Source organism: Marinobacter sp. (assembly GCF_965229985.1).
In the GTDB taxonomy this organism is placed as follows: domain Bacteria; phylum Pseudomonadota; class Gammaproteobacteria; order Pseudomonadales; family Oleiphilaceae; genus Marinobacter.
In genome coordinates this window covers 116,229-136,973 of record NZ_OZ245935.1, presented here as the reverse complement: position 1 = coordinate 136,973, position 20,745 = coordinate 116,229, and the positions used below count along the sequence as shown (strand labels likewise).

The following is a 20,745-nucleotide window of genomic DNA, read 5'->3' as shown; positions in this document are numbered from 1 at the left end:
TTCAGACTTCAGGCCGGGGATTCCCTTCTCAGGACCGGATTGATTTGCTCACAACATCAGAGGGCTCACTGATCAGCCCGTTGGTATCCTGAACCTGAATGGTGAAATACCAGGTGCCAGTATCCAGACCGCTTACTTCGTAGGACATTTCCGCCTCGGCCTGGGCATTGGTGACGACAACCTCTTCGCTCAGCTCGTCAGCATCCTGGCCATAACGGATTACGTATCTGTCCAGCTCGCCCATCGGGATGCTCTCGCCGTTAACGCGAGTCAGGGGTGCACTCCAGCTCAATACAGCGGACCGCTCTGGAGAAGAAGTCTCTCCGCTGGAACCGGTTTGTGTACCTGCAGACTCGGAAGAACCACCACCGCCACACCCTGTGAGTAGTGCTCCCAAAATAAACGCGGCAATCCATGCCTGTGACACTTTGATGACGCGCTTCATGTGTATTTAGCACCATTTTTTCGTCGACTTTGTGAAATTGTATAAAACGGGGCTGATTATCGATGTGAAGCCTGTCATTTCCCTAGTTACGAAATTGTCAATTTCCCGTCAGGGATCGGTAATGAAGTAAGGGAAGTTACTGATTAGGCGAGCAAAATTTTGCCTGGGGAAGGTGATAGAAGCGGACGGTACTGTAAAAAGGTCTAAGCCCGGAAAGAGATAGGAGGGGGGGGTATATAGCAATAAAGCCCGCAAAAGCGGGCTTTATTTGAATAATGGTAGCGGGGGCTGGATTCGAACCAACGACCTTCGGGTTATGAGCCCGACGAGCTACCAGACTGCTCCACCCCGCATCAAAACTGGTTGTTTACCGGGCTGCCCCGATCAACGTGCGCGTATATTAAGGATTGGACGCACCACTGTCAATCGATATCTTCAAAAAGGTCGCCTCTATACTGGAGTTGCTCAGGCTCTTTAGTCACATCCTCTCGATAGAAACCCACCTGCTCAATCACCTCCTGAACCGGGCGGAAGGAGCGACGGTGCTCAGGGGTTGCACCCAGCCGGCGCAAGGCTTCCAGATGGATGGGCGTTGGGTATCCCTTATGCTGCGCCAGGCCGAATCCGGGGAAGCGCGCTTCGAGCGCTTCCATCTCTCTGTCACGGGTTACTTTGGCAATAATAGAGGCGGCGCTGATGGCTTCTACACGGCTGTCGCCTTTGATGACCGGCTCTGATGGCCAGTGCCACCTGGGGCAGCGATTACCATCCACCAGAACGTATTCAGGCACAATGGCCAACCCCGCAACCGCGCGCTCCATGGCCAGCATTGTGGCCTGATAGATATTCAGCTCGTCGATCTCATAGGCCTCGCAGCGACCGATGCTCCAGGCCTTGGCATGCTCAAGAATCTGCTCATAGAGGGCGCTACGGCGTTTTTCTGTCAGCTTCTTCGAGTCAGCAAGGCCCGCGATCGGCCGATCTGGATCCAGAATCACCGCAGCGGTCACGACAGCCCCGATCAGCGGGCCTCGACCGACCTCGTCCACACCAGCCAGGAGAGAACCGGTGTAGCGACATTCGAAGGGTGGCAACGGAGTCTTTGGCATCAGTGGGCACCCTGCTCCATCAGGTCTGATATCGCCTGGGCAGCTTTTTCATCGGCACCCTGCTTCAGAGTAAGATGCAAGTCGGTAAAGGCTTCTCTGAGCCTCTCACGCTCCTCAGTATTCTCGAGGCGCTCAAGCACCGCTGCCCCCAGACTTTCCGGAGTGGCATCGTCCTGGAGCAGTTCAGGCACCAGCTGGCGCTTGGCGAGCAGATTGGGCAACGCTACGTGAGGAACCTTCACCAGCTTGGACAGGAGCGCATAGCTGAATCCACTCAGGCGGTAACCTACAACCATCGGCTTTTTCAGCAGCATGGCTTCCAGGGTTGCCGTTCCGGAAGCCAGCAGCACCACATCGGAGGCGGCCATCACGTCTCTGGACCGGCCTCGCACAATAGTAACCGGCAGCTTCACATCAAGCGCATCAACCAGATCGCGCACCTGCTTCTCACGTTCCCGGTTTACACAGGGAATCACCAGCTGAAGATCCGGACGTCTTTCCTGGATCCAGCGAGATGCCTCCAGAAACAGAGTGCCCAGCCTGTCCACTTCCCCTGCCCGACTGCCTGGCAGAACCGCCAGCACCGACGCATCAGGATCTATACCCAGCGACTCCCGCATCTTGAGGGTATCAGGCTCCAGGGGAATACGATCCGCCAGGGGGTGACCCACAAATGCCACAGGCACCTGATGCTCCTCATAGAATCTGGCTTCGAACGGGAACAGGGTCAGCATGAGGTTGACGGACTTGGCGATCTTGAAGATCCGCTTCTGCCGCCAGGCCCACACCGACGGACTGACATAATGGACAGAAAGAATGCCGGCCTCGCGGCAGCGCCGCTCGATTGCGAGAGTGAAATCCGGGGAATCGATTCCTATGACCACATCCGGAGGGGTGGTGAAGAAATAGTCCAGCAATCGAGCCCTGATACTGAAAAGCTCGCGGATTCGCCCGAGGACTTCCACCAGCCCCATGACCGACAGGCGCTCCATCTGCACCAGGGAATGAAAACCCTCCGCGACCATCTCTTCACCGCCAATTCCAACGAAACGGGCATGAGGATAGCGTTGACGGAGCGAACGGATCAGACCGGCACCCAGGATATCCCCCGATGCCTCGCCGGCAATAATTCCAAATGTGATTTTGCGTTGGCTGATGGTCGCGTGAGAAAGATCTGTCACCGACAGGCTCCTGCCGGGTTAGCGGATGATGCCGCGGTGTGCTCCACGCAGGGAGTCGATGAGAGGCCGTATCTCCGCCACATCGGAATAAGACTTCTCGAGCTCTTCGACGGCCTGCTCGGTCGTGAGTCCCTGGCGGTAGATGACCTTGTAGGCCCGGCGCAAGGCTAGCAGAACGTCCTTACTGAAACCACGGCGCTTGAGGCCTTCGACGTTCATGCCGTGTGGCTCGGCTGACTGACCACTGGCCATCACATAGGCCGGGATGTCCTTGAGTACGATGCTGCCACCGGCCGCCATACTGTGCGGACCAATATGGCAGAATTGATGCACCATGGTACCGCCACCGAGGATGGCAAAATCACCGACCGAAACATGGCCCGCCAGGGTCGCACAATTGGCCAGGATAGTGTTATCCCCCACGATACAGTCATGGGCGACATGCACGTAGGCCATCAAAAGATTACCGCTGCCAATTCGGGTTTCACCACGATCCTGGACTGTGCCGCGGTGGATGGTGCAATTCTCGCGAATCACATTATCGTCACCAATCACCAGTGTGGTGGGCTCGCCCGCGTATTTCTTGTCCTGGCACTCTTCACCGATACTGGAGAACTGGAAAATGCGGTTGTTTCGGCCGATGACCGTAGGCCCCTTAACAACCACATGGGACAGAATCTCGGTACCATCGCCGATTTCCACATCCGGACCAATATAACTCCAGGGCCCAACCGTGACGTTGTCCCCGAGCCTGGCTGACGGGTCTACAATCGCCTGAGGATGGACACCCGACCAGTCATTTGTCGCCATCAAACTTCTCTCTCAGCGGTCAGAATCTCTGCCACGCAAACGACTTCTCCGTCGACCAGGGCGCGACACTCGAATTTGTAAATACCCCGTTTACCGGAGATAAGTTCCGACTCCATGCACAGTTGATCCCCTGGCAATACCGGGCGTTTGAACCGGGCCTTGCTCGAACCGGCGAGGTATTGTACCACGCCGTCAGAAGGTTTCCGGCCCACTGTCACAAAACCAAGGATGCCTGACAGCTGGGCCATGGCCTCAATGATTAATACGCCCGGCATGATCGGATTATTGGGGAAGTGGCCCTGGAAGAACGACTCGTTAAACGAAATATTCTTGTAGCCCTTGATCGATTTTCCTTTTTCGACCTCCGTTACCCGATCCACCAGCAAAAGCGGGTATCGGTGCGGCAGGTATTCCAGAATTTCGTCGATGTTCATCATGTTGATCGGCCTCAGCCCTCTAATTTCTTTTCCAGTTCTTTTACCCGTCGCGCCAGAGCATCCAGCTGCCGGAAGCGCACAGCATTTTTGCGCCACTGGCGGTTGGTATCGGCACTGGTGCCTGATGAATAAACCCCTGGCTCCCGGATATCACCGGTTACCAGTGTCATGCCAGTGAGATGGACCTGATCGGCGATCTCCAGGTGGCCAGCCACGCCGGAGGCGCCACCGAAAACACAGTGCCGGCCAATGCGCGTGCTGCCGGCAATGCCAACCATCGCAGCCATGGCGCTGTGATCGCCGATACATACGTTATGGGCAATCTGGATGAGGTTATCGAGCTTCACCCCGTTGCCAATCACGGTATCGTCCAATGCCCCTCGATCGATGGTGGTGTTGGCACCCACTTCCACATCATTCCCGAGAACAACCCGCCCGAGCTGTGCGATACGGTGCCATACGCCCTTTTCATTTGCGAAACCGAATCCGTCGGAGCCTATGACGGCACCGCTGAGTATGTGGCAACGTTCGCCAATCACCACGTCGTGGGCCAGAGTCACCCGGGGTCGGATCAGGGTTCGGGCTCCGATTCTGGCGCGGGCACCAATAATCGAGCCGGCTCCGACAACAACCTTCTCACCAATGTCTGCACCGGCCTCCACCACCACGTTAGGACCGATACTGGCATCCTCAGCGATTGTAGCGGAGGGGTCTACTACTGCAGTTGCGTGAACGCCGGGCGAAGCAACGGGTGCGGGATCAAACCAATGACTCAGTTGAGCATATCCGAGATATGGGTTATCCAGTAACAGGACGTTGGTAGGAGCATCTTTCGCCCCGGCAGGCGAGGCAATAACGGCCGAAGCACGTGTATCCGCAAGGTATTTGCCATAGGACGGATTCGCCAGGAAGCTGATCTGTCCTGGACCAGCCGCCTGCAACGTCGCCAGACCCGATACCTTTACATCAGGATCACCCCGTAGCTCCGCACCCAGGGCATTGGCAATATCCCCAAGGCGATAGGACCTTTCTGTCATTGCGAACTCCCAAGCAACGATCAGGGCACCGGGGTGCCCGTCACAGATTAACGGTTCAGTTTTTCGAGAAGCTGAGAGGTCAGATTCATTTCCGGCTTTACATAAACAACCGCTTCGCTTGGCAGGATCAGATCGAGGTTATTTTCCTCAAGAAGCTCCTTGACCGCTGCGTCCACCTCGGGGCGGGCCTGCTCAAGAAACGCCTGCTTCCGCTGATTCACAGTAGAATCCAGCCGTTGCTTCAGGAAGTTGAATTCCTTCACCTTTTCCTGGAACTCGCCGGCTAGCTTGTTGCGCTCACTCTCGTTCATCATGGCACCGTCTTTTTCCAGGCGCTCCTGAAGTTTTCGCGCTTCTTCCTGCGCTTCACGCACCCGGGCTTCGTCGCCTGCAAAATCTTTCTGAAGCGATTCGCTAAAGGTTTTGGCATCGTCAGACGAGAAAAGTGCCTGGCGCAGATCGACGACACCGATCCGGGTTTCGGCCATCGCCGGAAATGAAAACGCCATGATCACTGCAGCGAACATCAACACAAATCGGGACATTGGTTTTCTCCTGGTTTTCATCCGTAGATTATTATTATCCATTCTTTAGAAGGTCTGGCCCAGTGAGAACTGGAACACTTGGGTATCGTCGCCAGCCTTGTCGTTCAGAGGGTAAGCGAGGCTGAATGCCAATGGACCAACTGCCGTTATCCATTGGAAGCCAACACCGGCTGCCATCCTGATTTCGCTCAATTCCGGATCAAAACCGCGTGCCGTGTCAAATACCTGGCCGGCATCCAGGAAGAATGCCGTCCTCATCGAGCGGGTATCGCCGGCAAATGGCGTCGGGAAAATCAGCTCAAAGCCACCCTCGGTCAGCAGGTTGCCCCCGAACGGATCAGGATCCGACAGGTCGTTGACATTATTGGTCGCTCTTAGGCCCAGGGAATTGGCTTCGTAACCACGAACCGAGCCATAGCCGCCGGTATAGAAATGTTCGTAGAACGGCATCTGGGAACGATCGCCGTAGCCATCCCCATAACCAATCTCGGACCGTGCCCGGAAGACCCAGCGATTGTTGTCAGTCACAGGGTAGTAGAAATCGGTTTTATGAGTGGCTTTGTAAAAGGTCAGGTCACTACCCGGTACCGCCACATCCAGCGACAGCGAGTGGCTGTAACCATCAGTCGGCAGCACGCCACGGTTCAGGGTACTGCGGCGCCAGCTCCCGAACAGGAAGAAGTTGGTGAACGAGTCACCCTCCTCATCAATAAAGTCACTCACCTCCTGTGAGGTGAACAGGCCTTCCTTCAGGTTTGACTGGGTCACACCAGCACCGAAGTTCAGGCGGGTAATACTGTCCGTAGGATAGCCAAAGGTAACGCGGCCACCGTACTCGTCGAGAAGGAATGAGGAAATATCTTCCTCTTCATAGTCAGTCTCCCGGGCGAATAAGCTGAACCCGCGGCTCACTCCATCAACTGTATAGTAGGGGTCCAGGTAGGAGATGTTGGCACTCTTGATGGCATCACTGACATTCACGCCAAACGACACCCGCTTACCGGTACCAAAGAAGTTATTCTCGGAGACATTGGCACCGAGAATCACCCCGGAATCCTGGGAAAAGCCAATAGAGGCGGAAAGACTACCCGTTGGCTGCTCCTCAACGGAGTAATTAACATCCACCAGGTCATCGGTGCCGGGCACCGGAACGGTATCCACATTGACTGTCTGGAAGAAGCCAAGACGCTCAAGCTTGGTCTTGGAAAACTCGATGCGGTCAGAAGACGCAACGCCACCCTCCATCTGCGTCATTTCCTGGCGCAGCACATCATCACGGGTAGAAACGTTGCCGTCGAAATTGATTCTGCGCACGTAAGCCCGCTTACCAGGCTCCACAAAGAAAGTGACTGCGGCCGTGTTGTTTTCGCCAGGTTCGGGAACGGCGTTGACGTTGGCAAAGGCATAGCCCTCCCGGCCAAGCCGGAATGCCAGGGATTCAGAAATGGCTGTCATGCGGGATCGGGAAAATACGTCGCCTTCCTCTACCGGAATCAGCGAGCGCAACTCCTCTTCACCCACGATCAGCTCACCACGAAGGTTAATCTCGGAAATGGTGTACTGAGGACCTTCATTCAGGGCAATCGCAATGAAGACTTTTTGCTTGTCCGGCGAAATAGAGACCTGACTGGATTCCACGTTGAAATCAAGGTAGCCCCGATCAAGATAAAATGAACGCAGCGACTCCAGATCACCACTCAGACGCTCTCTGGCGTACTTGTCCGCATTGGTTATCGAGTTCCACCAGCTCGTGGTCTGCAGCTCGAACAGCTCCTGCAGTTCCTCATCGCTGAAATCCTGATTGCCAATCAGGTTGATGTGGTGAATTGCGGCAACAGAACCTTCGTTAATATCCAGACGGATCGCAACCCGGTTTCTGGGCAGTTCTTCCGCCGTTGCCTTTACCCGGGCGTTATAGCGCCCCTGAGCTATGTATGAGCGCAGAATTTCCAGTTCCAGACGTTCAAGAGTCGCGCGCCGGAACACCTGGCCTTCCTGAAGCCCGGCACCGGCGAGGGCATCCATCAACATCTCGGTTTCGATGTTCTTGTTGCCCTCGATCTCGATATCGCTGATCGATGGGCGTTCCCGAACTGTCAGGATAAGTACGCCGGCATCCCGGCTGGCCTCAATGTCGGTAAAAAGACCAGTCCGGAACAGCGATTTGATCGCTTCAGCCAGCTCGGTCTCGTCCACCTGCTCACCAATGTTGACAGGGAACGCGGAAAAAACAGTACCCGCAGATACCCTCTGCAGGCCTTCCACCTCAATATCCGCAACAGTGAACTGATCAGCAAGTGCTGGCTTCAGGCCGGACACGGCTACAGCGAGGCCAACGGCTACACCTAGAAGAGAACGTCTCATTCAAATATTTCGCCTGGTTAATGCGCGTAAGGAGCTCGCAATTCTCACAACCGCATCAGGTCGTTGTAAAGAGCAAACACCATTAATGTGAGGATCATTGCCATACCAATTCGTAATCCAAACGCCTGAGCCTGCTCGGAAAGCGGCTTTCCGCGGAGGGCTTCGATGGTGTAGTAAACGATATGGCCACCATCAAGTACCGGTACAGGCAGAAGGTTCAGAATGCCCAGACTCACGCTCAGGTAGGCAAGAAAACGCACGAAATCTTCGAATCCCGAGCTGACACTGGCTTCAGCAACCCGGGCAATGGTAATCGGACCACTGAGATTAGTAGGCGACAAAAGTCCGGTGACCATTTTCTTGATGGCTACCAGCGTTAAACGGGTATCTGCCCAGGTTTCGCTGAGGGCGACCGGAACGGCGGCGAATGGGCCGTAGCTGACATCACGCAGCACCTCTTCCGGCCATGAGATAGCTTCCACACCGGCACCGACAAAACCGATTGACTCACCACTTTCCTGAGTCTTCGCTTCCGGTGTCACGCTGACAGATTGTTCCTCGCCATTACGCTCGATGGTTACCTGAAGTGTTTGCTCCGGGGCATTGCGAATAAATTCGACCAGCTCAAACCAGCTGCTGATCGGCTCACCGTCCACGGCCACAATGCGATCCCCGGGCTGCAGGCCAGCAGCCTGAGCACGGCCACCATCTGAAATCTGCCCCAATACCGGCGGAACAGCCGGGCGCCATGGCGTAATGCCGAACTCGGCTAACGGATTGGGAGTATCGTCACTCAGGCCCCAACCGGAAAGCTCGCCGCTGACTGTGCCGCGGGCGCCATCCTCTGACACCTCCATGGAAATCACACCATGCTCGCCGGTCCGCTCCAGAATACGCATATTCACATCGCGCCAGGAACTGACACGATGGCCATCCACAGCGTGAATCTCCATGCCTTCCTGCAGCCCTACCCGCTCGGCCACACTCTCGTCAGTAATCTGCCCGACAATGGGCGCAACATGGGTAACGCCTACCACGCTCAACAGCCAGTAGGCGAAAATGGCGAACAGGAAGTTGGCCACGGGGCCGGCCGCGGCAATGGCAATACGCTGGCCGGGAGGCTTGGCGGTAAAGGCCTGGTCTCTTAACTCCTCTGGTACCGGTCCCTCGCGCTCATCCAGCATCTTGACGTAGCCGCCCAGGGGAATGGCCGCGACTGCAAACTCGGTTCCATGCTTGTCATACCAGGAGAACATCGGTTTCCCGAAACCCACGGAAAAGCGAAGCACCTTTACGCCACAGCGCCTGGCAACCCAGAAATGACCGTATTCGTGAAGGGTCACCAGGATGCCCAGGGTAAGCGCAAGTGCGAGGACGGTTTCAATAATCTGCATAGCGTTCCTGATTGAATGGCTTCAGCCGGGCAGCATTCTGCTGCGACTATCAGACAGTTAACAGACCTATCTGTTCCCGTGCACGGCTCCGTGCTTCTTTATCCTTGGCAAAGATAACGTCAAAGCTGTCGGCTGGCTCAACGGCAGTCGCAGCGAGCGTTCGCTCTATGATAACGGGGATATCCGAAAAACACAGGGTGCCGTCCAGAAAAGCGGCAACGGCCACTTCATTGGCGGCATTCAGAACTGCCGGCGCAGTGCCACCTGCCTCAAACGCTTCTGCGGCAAGGCGGAGGCAGGGGAAGCGCACCATGTCCGGGCGCTCGAAGTGGAAACGTCCGATAGCGAACAAATCCAATGGTGCAACACCGGCGTCAATGCGCTCCGGCCAGGCCAGGCCATTGGCGATCGGCGTTCTCATATCCGGGCTGCCAAGTTGGGCCAACACAGAGCCGTCCGCATACTCAACCATGGAGTGAACAATGCTTTCGGGGTGAACATGCACCTCGACCTTCTGGGGTGTTGTATTGAACAGCCAGCAGGCTTCAATCAGCTCCAGCCCCTTGTTCATCAGGGTCGCGGAGTCCACGGAAATCTTCTGCCCCATGGACCAGTTCGGATGGGCACAGGCCTGGGCCGGTGTTACCGACCGGAGGTCCTCGGCGGAATGCTCGCGGAAGGGGCCGCCGGACGCTGTCAGCAGTATACGAGTGATACCGGCACCAACAGGATCCCGAACCTTGTCCGCCGGCATACATTGGAAAATCGCGTTGTGCTCGGAGTCGATCGGCAGAAGTTCCGCTCCGGCCTCGGCCACGGCATCCATAAACAGTTTGCCGGACATTACCAGGGCTTCTTTATTGGCAAGCAATACCCGCTTCCCTGCCCTTACCGCCGAGAGCGTCGGCGACAACCCCGCCGCCCCGACTATGGCTGCCATTACGGTATCAACCGCAGGAGCCGAGGCTACCTGGCATAACCCATCCAGGCCAGCAAGCACCTCGGTATCTGGCAAGTCGGCCAGCAGCTCAGAGAGTTCATTGGCAGCCGCAGGATCAGCCATAACAGCCACCCTGGGACGAAATTCGCGGCACAATACCGCCAGCTCCTCGGCCCGGGTGCTGGCCGTCAATGCATAAACCGAGAAACGTTCCGGGTGACGCCGAACAACATCCAGGGTGCTGAGACCGATGGAACCTGTGGCTCCGAGAACACTGATAGAGCGGGTTAACATAGTCACCAGTGCCCGGTTGTCAGCCAACCAAGTTGGGTAATGATCAACGCAAATACCGGAATGGCCGCTGTCAGGCTGTCGATCCGATCCATAATCCCGCCGTGCCCCGGAAGCAACTGGCTACTGTCCTTGATGCCACGGTGCCGCTTGAGCATGCTTTCCAGCAGATCACCCAACACGGAAACCAGGCCTGTAGCAAGACTGGCAACGATCAAGAGCAGTGTCTGGCCGGAGCCTGCCGAAGCCAGGAAGCTGACCACCAGGGCAAAAGCTCCTACGGCTACCAGACCACCCCAGACACCTGCCCAGGACTTACCAGGACTGACCCGGGGCGCCAGCTTCGCTTTACCGAAGGCCCGACCGGCAAAGTAAGCGCCGATATCGGCGACCCAGACCACACAGAACACATAAAGAATGAGCAACAGGTTATTGGTGCTATCCCCAAACTGGAAGCCACCGGTGCGCAAATGATTAAGGCCCACCCAGGCGGGCACCAGCACAAACAGCCCCATCACCGCCCTTGCGGGCAGACTGCCCCATTTCTCGGAGCCGGCGGGGTAACTACGTACCAGAAGAAAGCACACGCACCACCAGAGCAGCGACAGCCAGAGCACTGCCACAAAGGGGACGTTCAGCAAACCGTAAAGAATTAGCGCGGTAGCCAGGGCGTAGCCAATCCTGCCGGCAGGATTGCCAATACCGGACATGTTCGCCCATTCCCAGGCACCCACAGTGATAATGGCCCCGGTAAAGAGCGCAAACCCCATCGGCGGGAGAAAGAAGATCCCGCCAATGGCGATCGGAGCAAGGATCAGTGCGGTTATAATTCGGGTTTTTAACACGGTTGACGTCGCTATCGTTCGTTATTGTTGTAGAGCCTTGGCCGCAATCTGATCATCTGTCTGGCCAAAACGACGCTGTCGACCGGCATAGGCCTGCAGGGCCTTGAGCATCTCTTCCTGCTGGAAGTCAGGCCAGTACACCGGGGAAAAGTAGAGCTCTGTGTAAGCCAGGTGCCACAGCATGAAATTGCTGATTCTCTGCTCACCCGCGGTACGAATCATGAGATCAGGCATTGGCAGGTCGCCAATACTTAGGTGCTGCTGAATCAGGTCATCGGTAATATCAGATGGAGCCAACTGCCCGGTACGAACCTGCTCAGCAACCTTACGCGTGGCCTGAGTGATATCCCAGTGACCGCCGTAATTGGCTGCAATTACCAGTGTCATCCGGGAATTGTTACGGGTCAGCTCTTCAGCCGCTTCCATATGTTCGCGAAGCGCAGAACTGAATGCAGACCGGTCACCAATAATGCGCAGCCGGATGTCATTTCTATGAAGCTTGCGCACCTCCCGCTCCAGCGCGAACAGGAATAGCTTCATCAGGGCCGACACCTCTTCCTTGGGCCGGCGCCAGTTTTCACTGGAAAAGGCAAACAGGGTGAGGACTTCCACACCTTCGCGGGCACAGGTTTCCACCACTGCCCTGACCGCATCCACACCGGCCTTGTGGCCAGCCACTCCCTTTAGACGACGGGCCTTGGCCCATCGGTTATTACCGTCCATGATGATGGCCACATGCCGGGGCCGGCTGTCTGCCGACACCGGAATCTCTGCGGATACAGTTCCCGTCATGAAATCCCCTGTGCGGCCGGAGCGCTTCTGTGCCGCGGCCTTTCAATTCGCTTGCAAGTGAACCCGAACGGTTAAACCGCCATCAGGTCCTCTTCTTTGGCCTTGAGCATCTTCTCGACTTCGGCAATGTAGCGGTCGGTCAGCTTCTGGATATCGTCTTCGCCCTTGCGCTCATCGTCTTCGGTGATTTCCTTTTCCTTCAATAGATCCTTGATCATGCTATTAGCGTCACGACGGGCATTACGGATGGAAACACGACCATGCTCGGCATCTGCCTTTGCCTGCTTGACCATTTCCCTACGGGTTTCTTCGGTCAGCATGGGCATCGGAATGCGGATGATATCGCCGCTGGTAGCCGGGTTCAGACCCAGGTCTGACGCCATGATGGCCTTCTCGATGGTCGGCATCAGGTTTTTCTCCCAAGGGGAGACCGTCAGCGTGCGGTTATCCTCGACGTTGACACTCGCCACCTGCTTCAGCGGTGTCTCCTGGCCGTAGTAGTTCACCATGACACTATCCAGGATAGAGGGGTGGGCCCGGCCGGTGCGAATCTTGTTGAACGCGGAGTTCAGGGACTCCAGGCTCTTTTTCATTTTCTTTTCGGCTTCTGCTTTGATGTCGTTGATCACTTCAGCATCCTCAATTCGTTCGTCATGTCATTCTGTAATCTGGCCCCAATATCCTATGGGGCCGGGACAGCGATTCATTCAATCAGTGTACCTTCTTTCTCGCCGGTTACGATGCGAGTCAGCGCGCCTGCGCGGTTCATATCGAATACCCGCAACGGCATGCCATGATCCCGAGCGAGACAGATGGCCGTCAGATCCATCACGCCCAGCTTCTTGTCCAGAACCTCATCATAGGTGAGGTAATCGTATTTCTCTGCACTGCTGTCCAGGTGTGGATCTGCTGAGTATACGCCATCCACCTTGGTGGCTTTGAGCACGGCATCGGCCTCGATCTCAATACCACGCAGGCAGGCAGCGGAATCGGTCGTGAAGAAGGGGTTGCCGGTACCGGCACAGAAGATCACGACATCGCCGTCCTTGAGATCCCGCACCGCGCGACGGCGATCGTAATGTTCGACGATTCCACTCATCGGGATTGCCGACATCACGCGGGTCCGGATATTCGAGCGCTCAAGGGCATCACGCATGGCCAGACCGTTCATAACGGTGGCCAGCATTCCCATATGATCACCGGTCACCCGGTCCATGCCGGCAGCATTCAGGGCTGCTCCACGGAACAGGTTACCGCCGCCAATCACCAAGCCAACCTGTACGCCAATACCAATCAGCGCACCGATTTCCAGTGCCATGCGGTCAAGAACTTTGGGATCAATACCGAAATCGTGCTCTCCCATCAGGGCCTCGCCGCTGAGTTTGAGCAGAACACGCTTGTATCTGGGCTGGGTTTTCGATGATGTCGGCATGATGATCCCCTTGTCGTCTGTTGGCTGCTATCCGGCGTGATACCCGTTGCAGGCTTGTATCTGACATACTCCTCGCGAAAAGGGGTATCTCAGATACAAGCCCGCCACGAGAGCCGGGAATTCCCGGCTAACGTGGCAGACTCAGGTGATGCAGAGGCTAAATGCCGGCTGCATCAAACGAAGGATCAGGCCTTGCCTGTGCCGGCTGCAGCAGCAACCTCGGCAGCAAAGTCCACTTCTTCCTTCTCAATGCCTTCACCCACTTCCAGGCGAACAAAACCAACCAGCTCGCCACCGTTGGACTTGATCAACTCGCCCACGGTCTGATCCGGGTTCTTGACGAAAGGCTGCTCAACAAGGCTGTTTTCCTTGAGGAACTTCTTGATGCGGCCACCCATCATCTTCTCGACGATCTCGGCGGGCTTGCCTTCCATGTCCGGCTGAGCCTTGATCACTTCCTTCTCTTTCTCAAGCTCTTCTGCCGGCATATCTTCCGGCTTGCCAACGCGCGGGTTAACGGCAGCGGCGTGCATGGCGATGTCACGTGCGACTTCAGGATCGCCGGCAGTCAGGGCGACAACCGAAGCAATCTTGTTGTTGCTGTGGACATAACCACCAACAACCGGACCTTCAACCTTGACGATACGACGAACAGTGATGTTCTCGCCGATCTTCTGAACCAACGCTTCACGCTTGGCTTCCAGATCGCCTTCCATCAGCTTGGCTACGTCGGTTTCGCCTTTTTCAAATGCAACGCTCAGCACGTCGTTGGCAAAGTTCAGGAAGTTGTCATCGCGAGCGACGAAGTCGGTCTCGGAGTTCACTTCCAGAATGTAGGCAACGGTGTTGTCGTCAGAAATCTTGATCAGTGAAGCGCCTTCAGCAGCGGTACGGCCTGCTTTCTTGGCAGCTTTCAGACCAGAAGACTTTCGCAGCTCTTCAATTGCAGCGTCTACACTGCCTTCGGCTTCAACGAGCGCCTTCTTGCACTCCATCATGCCAAGGCCGGTACGCTCACGCAGCTCTTTGACCATTGCAGCGGTAATTGCAGCCATGTTCAATCCTCTCAACTGTTCCGAATTCGGTGGGGAGGTGTGCCCGAGGCAACCGGGGCACACCTTACATCTCAAACGTGAAGGTAAAGCGTCACTCAGCGGCTGGAGCAGCGCCTTCAGCGTCTTCGCTGACTTCAACAAACTCGTCAGCGCCGGCACCGGCAGACTGGGCGGCTTCCATGCAGGTGTCAGCAACGGCTTTCACGTAAATCTGGATCGCGCGAATGGCGTCATCGTTGCCCGGGATCACGTAATCAACACCGTCCGGATCACTGTTGGTGTCCACAACGCCGATTACAGGAATGCCCAGCTTGTTGGCTTCCTTGATAGCGATACGCTCGTGGTCAACGTCGATCACGAACATGGCGTCCGGCAGGCCGCCCATGTCCTTGATACCACCGATGGAGCGCTCAAGGCGGTCCATTTCACGGGTGCGATCCAGGGCTTCTTTCTTGGTCAGCTTGTCGAAAGTACCGTCCTGGCTCTGGGTTTCCAGATCACGGTAGCGACGGATAGACTGACGGATGGTCTTGTAGTTGGTCAGCATGCCACCGAGCCAGCGGTGATTGACGAACGGCTGACCGGCACGCTCGGCTTCTTCCTTGATGATCTTGGCCGCGGCACGCTTGGTACCAACGAACAGGATCTTGTTCTTGTTCTCTGCCAGCTGCTGAACGAATTTCAGCGCATCGTTCATGGCAGGAACAGTCTGCTCAAGGTTGATGATATGAATCTTGTTACGGGCGCCGAAGATAAACTTCGACATTTTCGGGTTCCAGTAGCGGGTCTGGTGACCGAAGTGAGCACCTGCCTTCAGCAGGTCACGCATATTTACCTGAGCCATGATAGTTACCTTTTTAGCTTCGGGTTAGTCCTCCACGTATCCGATTACCCCAACCTGGCTCCTTGAAAAGCAGAAGCAGGCACCCTGGGATAACGTGCCGACACGTGTGTGAATTTGCCGGATTCGTTTCCAGCGGGCGCGTTTATACCATATTCGAGTCGGTGAACGCCATTATTTTTGACGACCCGCTTCCTTGTACCCGGGCGGCAGGCCCCTTAAAATGCCGGTTTGATACAAATCAACGGGAAGCCCAATGCAGGTATCGATCAAGACTCCGGAAGAAATCGAAAAGATGCGCGTCGCTGGCCGTTTGGCGGCCGAAGTGCTCGAGATGATTGGCGACTACGTCAAACCGGGCGTTTCCACCGAAGAACTCGACCGGATTTGCCACGACTACATTGTTAACGAGCAGAAGTGCATTCCGGCGCCGCTCAATTACAAAGGTTTTCCGAAGTCTATCTGCACCTCGGTCAACCACGTTATCTGTCATGGAATACCGTCTGAGAAGAAAATATTGAAGGATGGTGACATCCTTAATATTGATGTCACCGTAATAAAGGATGGCTACCACGGCGATACCAGCAAGATGTGGATCGTCGGCAAACCGAAACCAGGTACAGAGCGACTGATTCAGATCACTCAGGAGTGCCTCTATAAGGGTATCGAACTGGTGAAGCCGGGGACCCGCCTTGGCGATATTGGCCACGTCATTCAGCAGCATGCCGAGAAACACCGTTATTCCGTGGTTCGTGACTATTGTGGCCATGGCATCGGCGCGGTGTTTCACGAAGAGCCACAGGTGATGCATTACGGCAAACCCGGCACTGGTCTGGAGCTACAGGAAGGCATGACCTTTACCATTGAGCCGATGATCAACCAGGGCAAGTACCAGACCAAACTTCTGCCAGATGGCTGGACAGTGGTTACCAAGGACCACAAGCTCTCTGCACAATGGGAGCACACCATCCTTGTGACTGCGGACGGCCATGAGGTTCTGACCAAGCGAAAGGAAGAGTCCTTCTAAGTGGACCAAAGCGAGCTGGAATCCCGCATCAGTAACGACCCCTCTCCGGTCAAGGCGGCCCGGGAGCTGTTAAAGGGGAGGTATGACGCCGATGCCGAGGCCTTCCGACAGGGCGCCGATGTTCGCGCCCTTGTTCATTCCCGGGCCGACACCGTCGATACCGTTCTCAGACTTATCTGGAACCGTTACCCGTTTGCCGACTCACCGGACATTGCCCTGATAGCCGTTGGCGGCTACGGGCGCGGTGAGCTTCACCCCCACTCCGACATTGACCTGCTCATCCTTACACGAAATGGCATTGAAGACAGCTGGCACGAAGACCTGGGCGCCTTCGTTACCCTCCTGTGGGATCTAAGACTGGATATCGGTCATAGCGTTCGCAGTATTGAAGAGAGCAAAGCGGCGGCCCGTGAAGACATCACCATACTGACCAACCTGCTGGAAACCCGCACCATTGCAGGCCCGGATGAACTGCGTTCGGAACTGAGCGAGCAGGTGTACTCCGACAATGTCAGCACCGATCGCGACTACTTTATTGCCAAACGCGAAGAGCAGCAGCAACGGCACCAGAAATACGGCGATACCGAATATAACCTTGAGCCCAACGTCAAAGGGTCGCCGGGCGCCCTCCGCGACATACAGACCATTGGCTGGATTACCAAGCGGCATTTCGGACTCCAGAACATTGCGGACCTGACCCGATTCAGCATTCTTACCGAGGAAGAACACCAGATTCTTTTCCAGGGTGAAACCTTCCTGTGGCAGCTGCGCTATGGCTTACAACTGCTGGCCGACCGGAATGAAAACCGCCTGCTGTTTGACCACCAGCGAGCCCTGGCCCAGATGCTCGGCTACAAGGACGAAGGTAAGCGACTCGGCGTTGAACTGATGATGCAGTCCTACTACCGGACAGTACTGGCACTCGCCGAGCTGGCCGATGTGATTCTGCAATATTATGACGAGGCCATTCTCGGCAGCGCGTCGGAAGACGCCATCCAGCCAATAAACAAACGCTTCCAGATTCGCAACTATTATATCGAAGCGGTTAACAATCAGGTGTTTGCCTACGCGCCGTACGCCATTATGGAAATCTTTGTGCTGATGGCCCAGCACCCGGAGATCAAGGGCATACGGGCCACCACGATCCGGTCTCTACGGGCACACCGGCACCTGATTGACGATGCGTTCCGGTCCGACCTGGCCGTGACCACACTGTTCATGGAGCTGCTCAGAACGCCCCATGCGCTGGATCAGACGCTGTCTGCCATGAAAAAGTACAATGTGCTGGGCCGCTACCTTCCGGAATTCGGCCAGATAATTGGCCAGATGCAGCACGATCTTTTCCACATCTATACCGTGGATGCCCACACCATGCGGGTCATCCGCAACATGGTAAGACTCAGCGGCGCCGACGCCCGAACTGAATACCCCCTCGCCTCACGCTTGATCCATCGGCTACCAAAACTGGAAACCCTCTATATTGCTGGCATATACCACGATGTCGCCAAAGGCCGGGGCGGTGACCATTCGGAACTGGGCGCCATAGACGCCGAGGCTTTCTGCCAAAGGCACCATCTGAGTGAGCGGGACACCCAACTGATTTCATGGCTCGTGGAAAACCATCTGCTGATGTCCATGACTGCGCAGCGCAAAGACATTTCCGACCCGGACATCATTCATGCATTTGCCAGGGCGGTACCGAGCCAGGCGCACCTCGACTACCTCTACGTGCTGACCGTGTGCGACATCAGTGCCACCAACCCCAAACTCTGGAACACCTGGCGCGCCTCGCTGTTGCGTCAACTGTACATTGAAGCCAAACGGGCCCTGCGCCGGGGCACGGAAACCCCCATCGACCGGCAGGAATGGGTTCGCGCTACCCAGTCGGAAGCGCGGGAGATCCTGCACGCCCAGAACATGACCGATGAACAGATCGACGCCATCTGGGACACCGTAGACGAGGATTATTTCCTCCAGGACTCTACCGTTGATATCGCCTGGCAGACCGCTGCCATTATCCGCCATGGCGACAACCCCGACCCACTGGTGCTTATTCGCGACACCCGGGGCGGCCCCACGGACGGCTACTCCCAGATCATTATCTACATGAAGGACCGGGTGGCGCTGTTTGCTGCAACCACCGCCGTCCTCGAGCAACTGAACCTGAACATCGTGGACGCCCGGATCAGCTCCAGCGAAGGTCCCTACTCCATCAGTTCGTACGTGGTTCTGGATGAAAAGGGCCAGCCACTGGGCATCGACCCCGCGCGCAAGGAACGAGTGCGTTTACGCCTGATCGAAGAGCTGGATGATCCGGAGGACTACCCGGACATCATCCACCGGCGCACACCACGGCAACTGAAGCATTTCGCCTTCCCAACGGAAGTGACTTTCTCTAATGACACCATCAATCAGCGCACTGTGATGGAAGTGATCACGCCCGACCGGCCCGGCCTGCTGGCGCGAGTCGGCCAGGTATTGCTGGAGCATCGGGTACGCCTGAGCAACGCCAAGATTGCTACCCTGGGCGAACGCGTAGAGGACGTTTTCTTTGTGACCGACGAGCACGGCGAAGCCATCCGGGACCCGGCCGTGTGCCAGGCCCTGCAGCAAGATCTCTGTAAAATGCTGGACGACATTCAATGAATCCAAATCTGGACAGACTCCACCCCTACCCGTTTGAAAAGCTCGCCAAACTGAAGGCCGGCATTAGCGTGCCAGATCACCTCCGGCCGATTTCTCTCGGGATTGGGGAGCCAAAGCACCCCTCGCCGGAATTCGTCAAACAGGTCATTGCGAACAATCTGGACAAGCTTGCCAATTACCCGACGACCCGAGGCACGGACGAACTGCGCGAAACCATCAGCCAGTGGGCGACGCGCCGATTCAACCTGACACCTGGCAGCCTCAGCCCGGCCAGCAATATCGTGCCGGTGAACGGCACACGCGAGGCAATCTTTTCCCTGGTCCAGGCGGTGGTGGATTCCAGCAAGCCTGCCACAGTGGTCAGCCCCAACCCGTTTTACCAGGTTTATGAAGGTGCCGCCTTCCTGGCCGGCGCCACCCCGGTATACCTTCCCTGCGACGGCTCCAATGGCTTTATTCCCGATTTTGATTCGGTGCCAGAATCCATCTGGCAGGAGTGTCAGGTACTGTTCCTTTGCTCACCAGGCAACCCCAGTGGTGCGGTGATCCCCCGGGAAACGCTGGCCAGGGTGATTGCTCTCGCCGACAAATACGACTTTGTTGTTGCCTCTGACGAATGCTATTCCGAGCTGTATCCGGACGAGAGCAATCCGCCGGAAGGCTTGCTGCAAACCTGCGCTGCCATTGGCCGTGATGACTACGGCCGCTGCGTGGTGTTCCACAGCCTGTCCAAACGCAGCAACCTGCCCGGATTGCGATCTGGCTTTGTCGCCGGCGATGCCAGCATTCTGGAGGGCTACCTCAAGTACCGCACCTACCACGGCTGCGCCATGCCCATCCACAACCAGCTAGCCAGCATTGCGGCCTGGAATGATGAAGACCATGTGCGCGAAAACCGCGCCGCTTACCGGGCCAAGTTTGAGGCCGTCGTGCCCATACTGCGGGAAGTGATGAACGTCGACTTTCCCGATGCCGGCTTCTACCTCTGGCCGGAAACCCCGATGGACGACGAGACCTTCGCCCGGGAACTTTCCGCCCAACAGAACGTTCACGTTCTGCCCGGCCGCTACCTCTCCCGCACCGTGAATGGCCACAACCCTGGGGAAAACCGGGTCCGCATGGCGCTGGTAGCGCCACTGGAAGAGTGCGTTGAGGCGGCAAACCGCATTGTTGAATTTGTTAAGGCGAATCGGGCATGAAGGTTTACGGAATTAAAAACTGTGACACGGTGAAGAAAGCCCGGAAGTGGCTGGATGAAAACGGTGTTGATTACCAGTTCCACGATTTCAAGAAGGACGGCCTCGACGACGAGCTGCTGTCCGGCTGGGAAAAAGCGTTAGGCTGGGAAGCCCTCGTCAACCGCCGCGGCACCACCTGGCGCAAACTTCCCGAAGAGGTTCGTGATACCATTAGCGCCCAGAGCGCCCATTCAATCATGCTGGAAAATCCATCCATCATTAAGCGCCCTGTCGTAGAACGCGGCGATGAAGTGCGCGTGGGTTTCAATGCAGACGAATGGACTGCATGGCTGACCTGAACCTCAGGTAAACCAGA

The 20,745-nt window shown here is 56.4% G+C and carries 20 protein-coding genes and 1 tRNA gene; 4 read left to right on the top strand and 17 right to left on the bottom strand.

What is annotated here, in order from left to right:
* Nucleotides 1-28: 28 nt before the first annotated feature.
* From ACO06L_RS00615 to rpsB, 17 genes are all read right to left on the bottom strand, one after another.
* Entirely contained in the window at nucleotides 29-445 is a 417-nt protein-coding gene (locus tag ACO06L_RS00615) for a fibronectin type III domain-containing protein (protein ID WP_227512648.1), read from the bottom strand.
* A 276-nt stretch (nucleotides 446-721) separates the two neighbouring features.
* Nucleotides 722-798, bottom strand: a tRNA-Met gene (locus ACO06L_RS00610).
* A 69-nt stretch (nucleotides 799-867) separates the two neighbouring features.
* Entirely contained in the window at nucleotides 868-1,554 is a 687-nt protein-coding gene (rnhB, locus tag ACO06L_RS00605; RefSeq protein ID WP_064227428.1) for a ribonuclease HII, read from the bottom strand.
* The gene (gene lpxB, locus ACO06L_RS00600) at nucleotides 1,554-2,735 is read right to left on the bottom strand and encodes a lipid-A-disaccharide synthase (protein ID WP_064227427.1); all 1,182 of its coding nucleotides are present in this window, start codon (nucleotides 2,733-2,735) and stop codon (nucleotides 1,554-1,556) included. The genes rnhB and lpxB overlap by 1 nt, the downstream gene beginning before the upstream one ends.
* An 18-nt stretch (nucleotides 2,736-2,753) precedes the next feature.
* Nucleotides 2,754-3,545, bottom strand: a complete 792-nt coding sequence (lpxA, locus tag ACO06L_RS00595; RefSeq protein ID WP_104323442.1) for an acyl-ACP--UDP-N-acetylglucosamine O-acyltransferase — start codon at nucleotides 3,543-3,545, stop codon at nucleotides 2,754-2,756.
* Nucleotides 3,545-3,982 carry a 3-hydroxyacyl-ACP dehydratase FabZ gene (gene fabZ, locus ACO06L_RS00590; RefSeq protein ID WP_202347402.1) on the bottom strand — a complete coding sequence of 146 codons (438 nt, stop codon included), beginning with the start codon at nucleotides 3,980-3,982 and terminating at the stop codon, nucleotides 3,545-3,547. The genes lpxA and fabZ overlap by 1 nt, the downstream gene beginning before the upstream one ends.
* Nucleotides 3,983-3,993: 11 nt before the next feature.
* Nucleotides 3,994-5,019: a UDP-3-O-(3-hydroxymyristoyl)glucosamine N-acyltransferase gene (gene lpxD, locus ACO06L_RS00585; RefSeq protein WP_064227425.1), complete on the bottom strand. Its 1,026-nt coding sequence runs from the start codon at nucleotides 5,017-5,019 to the stop codon at nucleotides 3,994-3,996.
* Nucleotides 5,020-5,066: 47 nt separating this feature from the next.
* Nucleotides 5,067-5,564, bottom strand: a complete 498-nt coding sequence (locus tag ACO06L_RS00580) for an OmpH family outer membrane protein (RefSeq protein ID WP_064227424.1) — start codon at nucleotides 5,562-5,564, stop codon at nucleotides 5,067-5,069.
* A gap of 45 nt (nucleotides 5,565-5,609) precedes the next feature.
* Nucleotides 5,610-7,928, bottom strand: a complete 2,319-nt coding sequence (gene bamA / locus ACO06L_RS00575) for an outer membrane protein assembly factor BamA (RefSeq protein WP_104323441.1) — start codon at nucleotides 7,926-7,928, stop codon at nucleotides 5,610-5,612.
* Between the two features lie 44 nt (nucleotides 7,929-7,972).
* Nucleotides 7,973-9,322, bottom strand: a complete 1,350-nt coding sequence (gene rseP / locus ACO06L_RS00570) for an RIP metalloprotease RseP (RefSeq protein ID WP_064227422.1) — start codon at nucleotides 9,320-9,322, stop codon at nucleotides 7,973-7,975.
* A 49-nt stretch (nucleotides 9,323-9,371) separates the two neighbouring features.
* The gene (ispC, locus tag ACO06L_RS00565) at nucleotides 9,372-10,556 is read right to left on the bottom strand and encodes a 1-deoxy-D-xylulose-5-phosphate reductoisomerase (RefSeq protein ID WP_202347401.1); all 1,185 of its coding nucleotides are present in this window, start codon (nucleotides 10,554-10,556) and stop codon (nucleotides 9,372-9,374) included.
* A gap of 2 nt (nucleotides 10,557-10,558) precedes the next feature.
* A complete protein-coding gene (locus tag ACO06L_RS00560; protein WP_202347400.1) occupies nucleotides 10,559-11,398 on the bottom strand; it encodes a phosphatidate cytidylyltransferase in 840 nt (279 codons plus the stop codon).
* 21 nt (nucleotides 11,399-11,419) lie between these two features.
* Nucleotides 11,420-12,190 carry a polyprenyl diphosphate synthase gene (uppS, locus tag ACO06L_RS00555; RefSeq protein ID WP_202347399.1) on the bottom strand — a complete coding sequence of 257 codons (771 nt, stop codon included), beginning with the start codon at nucleotides 12,188-12,190 and terminating at the stop codon, nucleotides 11,420-11,422.
* Between the two features lie 71 nt (nucleotides 12,191-12,261).
* Entirely contained in the window at nucleotides 12,262-12,819 is a 558-nt protein-coding gene (gene frr / locus ACO06L_RS00550; protein ID WP_064227418.1) for a ribosome recycling factor, read from the bottom strand.
* Nucleotides 12,820-12,893: 74 nt separating this feature from the next.
* Entirely contained in the window at nucleotides 12,894-13,622 is a 729-nt protein-coding gene (pyrH, locus tag ACO06L_RS00545; protein WP_008170379.1) for a UMP kinase, read from the bottom strand.
* A 185-nt stretch (nucleotides 13,623-13,807) separates the two neighbouring features.
* A complete protein-coding gene (tsf, locus tag ACO06L_RS00540; RefSeq protein ID WP_064227417.1) occupies nucleotides 13,808-14,677 on the bottom strand; it encodes a translation elongation factor Ts in 870 nt (289 codons plus the stop codon).
* A 91-nt stretch (nucleotides 14,678-14,768) separates the two neighbouring features.
* Nucleotides 14,769-15,521 (bottom strand): 30S ribosomal protein S2, encoded by a 753-nt coding sequence (gene rpsB / locus ACO06L_RS00535; RefSeq protein WP_008170383.1) that lies wholly within the window; start codon nucleotides 15,519-15,521, stop codon nucleotides 14,769-14,771.
* 253 nt (nucleotides 15,522-15,774) lie between these two features.
* On the opposite strand from rpsB, the gene map reads away from it, so the two are divergent.
* Genes map through ACO06L_RS00515 form a run of 4 tightly spaced genes read left to right on the top strand, consistent with a single transcriptional unit; the run spans nucleotide 15,775 to nucleotide 20,728 of the window.
* A complete protein-coding gene (gene map, locus ACO06L_RS00530; protein WP_064227416.1) occupies nucleotides 15,775-16,545 on the top strand; it encodes a type I methionyl aminopeptidase in 771 nt (256 codons plus the stop codon).
* On the top strand, nucleotides 16,546-19,191 hold the full coding sequence (locus ACO06L_RS00525) for a [protein-PII] uridylyltransferase (protein ID WP_202347398.1): 2,646 nt from the start codon (nucleotides 16,546-16,548) through the stop codon (nucleotides 19,189-19,191).
* The gene (gene dapC, locus ACO06L_RS00520) at nucleotides 19,188-20,390 is read left to right on the top strand and encodes a succinyldiaminopimelate transaminase (protein WP_202347397.1); all 1,203 of its coding nucleotides are present in this window, start codon (nucleotides 19,188-19,190) and stop codon (nucleotides 20,388-20,390) included. Before ACO06L_RS00525 ends, dapC begins: the two co-directional genes overlap by 4 nt.
* Complete coding sequence (locus ACO06L_RS00515; RefSeq protein ID WP_104323432.1) at nucleotides 20,387-20,728, top strand: ArsC family reductase; 342 nt, start codon at nucleotides 20,387-20,389, stop codon at nucleotides 20,726-20,728. The genes dapC and ACO06L_RS00515 overlap by 4 nt, the downstream gene beginning before the upstream one ends.
* The last annotated feature ends 17 nt before the right edge of the window (nucleotides 20,729-20,745 follow it).

Bases quoted from the DNA above. Each gene is read 5' to 3' on its own strand.
- tsf (WP_064227417.1), bottom strand. From the start codon at position 14,677: ATGGCTGCAATTACCGCTGCAATGGTCAAAGAGCTGCGTGAGCGTACC.
- ACO06L_RS00515 (WP_104323432.1), top strand. From the start codon at position 20,387: ATGAAGGTTTACGGAATTAAAAACTGTGACACGGTGAAGAAAGCCCGG.
- lpxA (WP_104323442.1), bottom strand. From the start codon at position 3,545: ATGGCGACAAATGACTGGTCGGGTGTCCATCCTCAGGCGATTGTAGAC.
- ACO06L_RS00615 (WP_227512648.1), bottom strand. From the start codon at position 445: ATGAAGCGCGTCATCAAAGTGTCACAGGCATGGATTGCCGCGTTTATT.
- rseP (WP_064227422.1), bottom strand. From the start codon at position 9,322: ATGCAGATTATTGAAACCGTCCTCGCACTTGCGCTTACCCTGGGCATC.
- pyrH (WP_008170379.1), bottom strand. From the start codon at position 13,622: ATGCCGACATCATCGAAAACCCAGCCCAGATACAAGCGTGTTCTGCTC.
- uppS (WP_202347399.1), bottom strand. From the start codon at position 12,190: ATGACGGGAACTGTATCCGCAGAGATTCCGGTGTCGGCAGACAGCCGG.
- rnhB (WP_064227428.1), bottom strand. From the start codon at position 1,554: ATGCCAAAGACTCCGTTGCCACCCTTCGAATGTCGCTACACCGGTTCT.
- ACO06L_RS00580 (WP_064227424.1), bottom strand. From the start codon at position 5,564: ATGTCCCGATTTGTGTTGATGTTCGCTGCAGTGATCATGGCGTTTTCA.
- rpsB (WP_008170383.1), bottom strand. From the start codon at position 15,521: ATGGCTCAGGTAAATATGCGTGACCTGCTGAAGGCAGGTGCTCACTTC.
- bamA (WP_104323441.1), bottom strand. From the start codon at position 7,928: ATGAGACGTTCTCTTCTAGGTGTAGCCGTTGGCCTCGCTGTAGCCGTG.
- fabZ (WP_202347402.1), bottom strand. From the start codon at position 3,982: ATGATGAACATCGACGAAATTCTGGAATACCTGCCGCACCGATACCCG.
- dapC (WP_202347397.1), top strand. From the start codon at position 19,188: ATGAATCCAAATCTGGACAGACTCCACCCCTACCCGTTTGAAAAGCTC.
- lpxD (WP_064227425.1), bottom strand. From the start codon at position 5,019: ATGACAGAAAGGTCCTATCGCCTTGGGGATATTGCCAATGCCCTGGGT.
- map (WP_064227416.1), top strand. From the start codon at position 15,775: ATGCAGGTATCGATCAAGACTCCGGAAGAAATCGAAAAGATGCGCGTC.
- ispC (WP_202347401.1), bottom strand. From the start codon at position 10,556: ATGTTAACCCGCTCTATCAGTGTTCTCGGAGCCACAGGTTCCATCGGT.